Below are 4,253 nucleotides of genomic sequence, written 5' to 3'. Positions count from 1 at the left end.
TCGAAAACCCAATCCGAAACAGATCAAGCCGGCACGTCAGCCCGGAGAAAGATCTGGGCTAAAGTGTGATCCGTGACACTTCAGAAAGAGGGCGGCAGGGGTGCGGGCGTACGGCGTCCGCGTTTCGACCCCGAGCTAAAGGCCGGTCTTGCGGTGGTCGGTGGGGTATTTCCGCCAACCATTACCCCCGACTTGATCCCGTTCATGCGACGGTCTTATGCGTCTCCGCCGGTGGCGGAGATCCTCGAGGGCCGCCAAGTCCTCCATGACGAGTACACCGTCCGGGGTCACGGCGGCGACGGGATCGTAGTCTCGGTCTTCCGATCCCCCGACCATCCCGGATCGCGGCCGGCCATCGTGTACGCCCACTCGGGTGGGCTAATGTTCGGCGCTCGCTTCAATGCGTTGGCGATGAACCTCGACTGGGTCGAGCAGCTCGGCGCCGTTCTCGTGTGCCCCGAGTACCGGTTGGCACCGGAATTCCAAGACCCGTATGCCCGCGAGGATCTATACGCCACCCTCGTGTGGTCAGTCGCCAACGCCGGTGATCTGAGCATCGACCCCCGTCGAGTGATGGTCGCCGGCGCTAGCGCCGGGGGCGGTCTGGCCGCTGGCGCCGCACTGGCCGCCCGCGACCGATCGGGTCCTGCGCTGTGCGGACAGCTGCTCGTCTATCCGATGCTCGACGACCGGGGGCGAACCCCGTCTACCGGGCAGTTCGACGGCGTCGGGGTGTGGGACCGCATCAGCAACGAGACCGGGTGGGTGGCGGTGCTGGGTGACAGGTACGGCGGCGACGACGTCTCGCCCTATATCGCCCCTGCTCGCGCTACCGACCTCACCGGCCTTCCACCGGCGTTCATCGACGTGGGATCGGCGGAAATCTTCCGCGACGAGGCGATCGACTACGCGACCGCGATCTGGCGGGCCGGTGGTGACGCCGAGCTGCACGTATGGACCGGTGGGTTTCATGCCTTCGACATTTTCGCCCCGCATACCGCGCTCGCCCAGGGAATGATGCGTGCCCGTTTCGATTGGGTGGCGAATCGGTTGTCCGACTGAGTTTCTCGCAGGTGAAGCTACACAGAACAAAGGAGTTCACGATGACCACGACGAATAGCAGCTCGATCGCCGAGGCAGTCGACCGCGTCGTTCAGGACGCGGCGTATCGGGTCCCCGGCGTCGTCGCCGGCGTCACGACTGCGGAGGAGGCGGTATACCTCGGGGCCTCGGGATACCGCGACCTGGGCACCAAGACGCCGATGACCACCGACTCGGTGTTCGCGATCTTCTCCACCACGAAGGCCCTAACGGGTGTCGCGGCACTGCAGCTGCGCGAGAGCGGCGACCTTGACTTCGACGCGCCGGCAAAAGAGTACGCTCCGGCGCTCGGCGAGGTGCAAGTCCTTGATGGATTTGACGATAACGGCGATCCGGTCCTGCGGGCGCCCAAGTCCGACATAACCACCAAGCAACTGCTGCTCCACACTGCGGGTTTCGGATACGACTTCTTCAACGAGCAGTACAACCGTCTCGCGGAGAACCATGGGCAGCCCAGCATCGTCACTTCGAGTCGTCGCGCTCTGCAGACCCCTTTGCTGTTCGATCCGGGCGAGCAGTGGGAGTACGGCAGCAACATCGACTGGGCCGGACAGGTGATCGAGGGGATTACCGGCCGCCGGCTCGGTGAGGTGTTCCGCGACCGCATCCTCACCCCGCTGGGCATGACCAACACATCGTTCACCCTTGACGGCGACATGGAATCGCGGGTGGCGACCATGCACCAGCGTGGCGCTGACGGGGCGCTCGAACCAACCGACTTCCGCCTGCCCGACCCCGAGGTCCACATGGGTGGTCACGGCCTGTACTCGACGGTCGGGGATTATCTGTCCTTCATTCGGATGTGGCTCAACGACGGCTCGGCGCCGTCGGGCGAGCAGATCCTGCGGCCCGACACCGTCGAGTTCGCCGCGCAGAACCACCTCGGCGATCTCAAGGTCAAGGTGCTCCCCGGGGTGATCCCCACTCTGAGCAACGACGCAGAGTTCTTCCCCGGCCAGTCCAAGTCCTGGGCTTACACCTTCATGGTGAATGACGAGGAGGCGCCGACGGGACGTCCCGCTGGCAGCGTGGCCTGGGCGGGGCTGGCAAATCTTTACTACTGGATCGACCGGCGCAACTCGATCGGCGGGTATTGGGCCACGCAGATCTTCCCGTTCGCCGATGCGGACTCCGTGACCGGTTACCTGGACCTGGAAACCGCGACTTACCGGGCGTTGCGCGGCTGACAATGGGTCTCGCCTGTCCGTCGCCGTCCCGTCGCTGAGGAGTTCGTGATGCAGGAGCTGCTCGGCAGAATCGCGGCACTTGATCCCGACGCCAGTCTGGGTATTCGAGTGATCGCCTGCTTCGACGAACTCATCGTCGGTGACGTGAACACCCGTGGGCTGCTGGCTGCCGCAGCGTCGCTGGCGGGGTGCCCGGCAGGGGCGAAGACCGGCGCTGGGAGGACCGAGCTACGGCTCGGTCCTTCCGGCAACGTGCTGGAAGGCGCCCGCCCCGACGACGTCACGGTCAGTCAGCTTCCGGGGGGTGTCCGCGTCTGGTTGGAGCGCAGCGGGCCGCCACACGCCAACGACGCGATCATTCTCGAGCGATTAGCGCTAGCGGTGGGCGTAAGGGCGGGGATTGAACGCCGGGAGATCGAGCCGCGCCGTGATCTGCGAGTCGTGCTTGACTCGTCGACGTCCGCGTCGGAGCGAGCCGAGGCAGCCGGACGGCTGGGCCTCGACGCGACCCGGACCCACAGGGTGGTGGCCGCTCCGCTGTTCGCTGTGTGGGCATCCCATCCGGCGGGCCCCTCGGACGTCATCAGCACCGCGTTTGGTCCGGTACACGCCACGATCGTGCCTGCCACGACCACCGAGCTCGACGTGCGACCGTCGGGGGTCGGCATTGCAACCCCCGTCGACGACCTGAAGTCGTCGTTCCGCACCGCACTCGTCGCGGTCCGGCTGTGTCGCCCGCCGTCGGACCCGTTCGTCTGCGCGGACCGTTACGGCGGGCTGACTCAGCTCCTCGCCGACGCCGGACCATCCACGATCGCCACCAGCGACTCGGCCCGCATCGCTACGGTGATGACCCACCCGTGGGCCGATTCCACCATCGAGGCCATCCTGGCCACGTCGTCAGTACGCCAGGCCGCCCGCCGCGCCGGCGTCCACCACAGCACGGTGCAGACGCGGTCCGAGCTCCTCCGCGCAGAGGTCGGCTTCGACTTCCAGGACGGGTACGGCCGCATCAGGCTCGGCCTGGCATATCTGGCGTGGCGGCTCGAATCCTCTCGGGTTTTCGACCTTCCCGCTCCCGGGTAAGACGAACCCGGGAAACTCCCTGATTATGTCGACTCAAGCCGAATCCCATGTCGTTCAACCGGTTTGAAATGCGAGCGTAGATAGCATATCAACAAAAGGTTGTAGCCTTTGACTGCAGACCTACGACCTCGAGATAGCCAGACGCCACTTTGGGTGCCGACAAGCCCACTGACATAAGATCTATTATCGGCTAAATCTGTGGCTAGTTTCTGGCCACTGTAGCGGCTAGAATGGATGCATGACGACAGTGCCTCTCGGTGAAGCCAAGGACAAGCTCTCCGCGCTCGTTGACAGCGCCGAGAGCACGCACGACATCATCACGATCACCAAACACGGCAAACCCGCCGCGGTGCTCATGTCGGCTGACGACCTCGAATCGCTGCACGAAACGATCTACTGGCTCTCACGTGCCGGCATCCGCGAAGCTGTCGCGGCCGCCGACGTCGAGTACGCAGCCGGCCAAACCGTCTCCCTTGAGGACCTGCGCGCCGAACACGGCATGCCGCCGGCATGAGCGACAACCCCACAGACTCGGACGACCCGTACCGCGTCGAGGTCGCATCCCCCGCACGCCGCGACCTGCAACGACTCCCGTCCCGGATCGTCCACGCCGTCATCGAGTTCATCTCCGGACCCCTCGCCGGCAACCCCCACCGCCTCAGCAAACCGCTACGCGACGACCTCGAAGGCCTCCACAGCGCCCGCCGCGGCGACTACCGCATCCTTCTGCGCATCGACGACCCCAACCACACCATCGTCATCGTCAAGATCGACCACCGCGCCCACGCCTACCGCACCTAACCCTCAGCGCCACAACACATCTGAACCGCCCCGGTGAGTCCGGAGACTTCATTCTTTGGGAAGGATGGAGTCATGTCA

At 65.2% G+C, this 4,253-nt stretch carries 5 protein-coding genes; all 5 read left to right on the top strand.

Annotated elements, in window-relative coordinates:
• Positions 1 to 72: 72 nt before the first annotated feature.
• The 5 genes from ACHIRB_RS16760 to ACHIRB_RS16740 all read left to right on the top strand — a co-directional run bounded on the left by ACHIRB_RS16760 (position 73) and on the right by ACHIRB_RS16740 (position 4,175).
• Complete coding sequence (locus ACHIRB_RS16760) at positions 73 to 1,062, top strand: alpha/beta hydrolase (RefSeq protein ID WP_395126684.1); 990 nt, start codon at positions 73 to 75, stop codon at positions 1,060 to 1,062.
• A 41-nt stretch (positions 1,063 to 1,103) separates the two neighbouring features.
• A complete protein-coding gene (gene acmB, locus ACHIRB_RS16755) occupies positions 1,104 to 2,288 on the top strand; it encodes a methyl acetate hydrolase AcmB (RefSeq protein ID WP_395126683.1) in 1,185 nt (394 codons plus the stop codon).
• A 48-nt stretch (positions 2,289 to 2,336) separates the two neighbouring features.
• Positions 2,337 to 3,374, top strand: a complete 1,038-nt coding sequence (locus ACHIRB_RS16750; RefSeq protein ID WP_395126682.1) for a helix-turn-helix domain-containing protein — start codon at positions 2,337 to 2,339, stop codon at positions 3,372 to 3,374.
• A gap of 238 nt (positions 3,375 to 3,612) precedes the next feature.
• Complete coding sequence (locus ACHIRB_RS16745; RefSeq protein ID WP_395126681.1) at positions 3,613 to 3,888, top strand: type II toxin-antitoxin system Phd/YefM family antitoxin; 276 nt, start codon at positions 3,613 to 3,615, stop codon at positions 3,886 to 3,888.
• A complete protein-coding gene (locus tag ACHIRB_RS16740; RefSeq protein ID WP_395126679.1) occupies positions 3,885 to 4,175 on the top strand; it encodes a type II toxin-antitoxin system RelE family toxin in 291 nt (96 codons plus the stop codon). The genes ACHIRB_RS16745 and ACHIRB_RS16740 overlap by 4 nt, the downstream gene beginning before the upstream one ends.
• Positions 4,176 to 4,253: the final 78 nt, after the last annotated feature.

This window comes from Antrihabitans spumae (assembly GCF_043944905.1).
In the GTDB taxonomy this organism is placed as follows: Bacteria; Actinomycetota; Actinomycetes; order Mycobacteriales; family Mycobacteriaceae; genus Antrihabitans; species Antrihabitans spumae.
The sequence above is the reverse complement of the archived record's forward strand: the minus strand, read 5'-3'. Positions and strand labels throughout refer to the sequence as shown.

Bases quoted from the DNA above. Each gene is read 5' to 3' on its own strand.
- acmB (WP_395126683.1), top strand. From the start codon at position 1,104: ATGACCACGACGAATAGCAGCTCGATCGCCGAGGCAGTCGACCGCGTC.
- ACHIRB_RS16750 (WP_395126682.1), top strand. From the start codon at position 2,337: ATGCAGGAGCTGCTCGGCAGAATCGCGGCACTTGATCCCGACGCCAGT.
- ACHIRB_RS16745 (WP_395126681.1), top strand. From the start codon at position 3,613: ATGACGACAGTGCCTCTCGGTGAAGCCAAGGACAAGCTCTCCGCGCTC.
- ACHIRB_RS16740 (WP_395126679.1), top strand. From the start codon at position 3,885: ATGAGCGACAACCCCACAGACTCGGACGACCCGTACCGCGTCGAGGTC.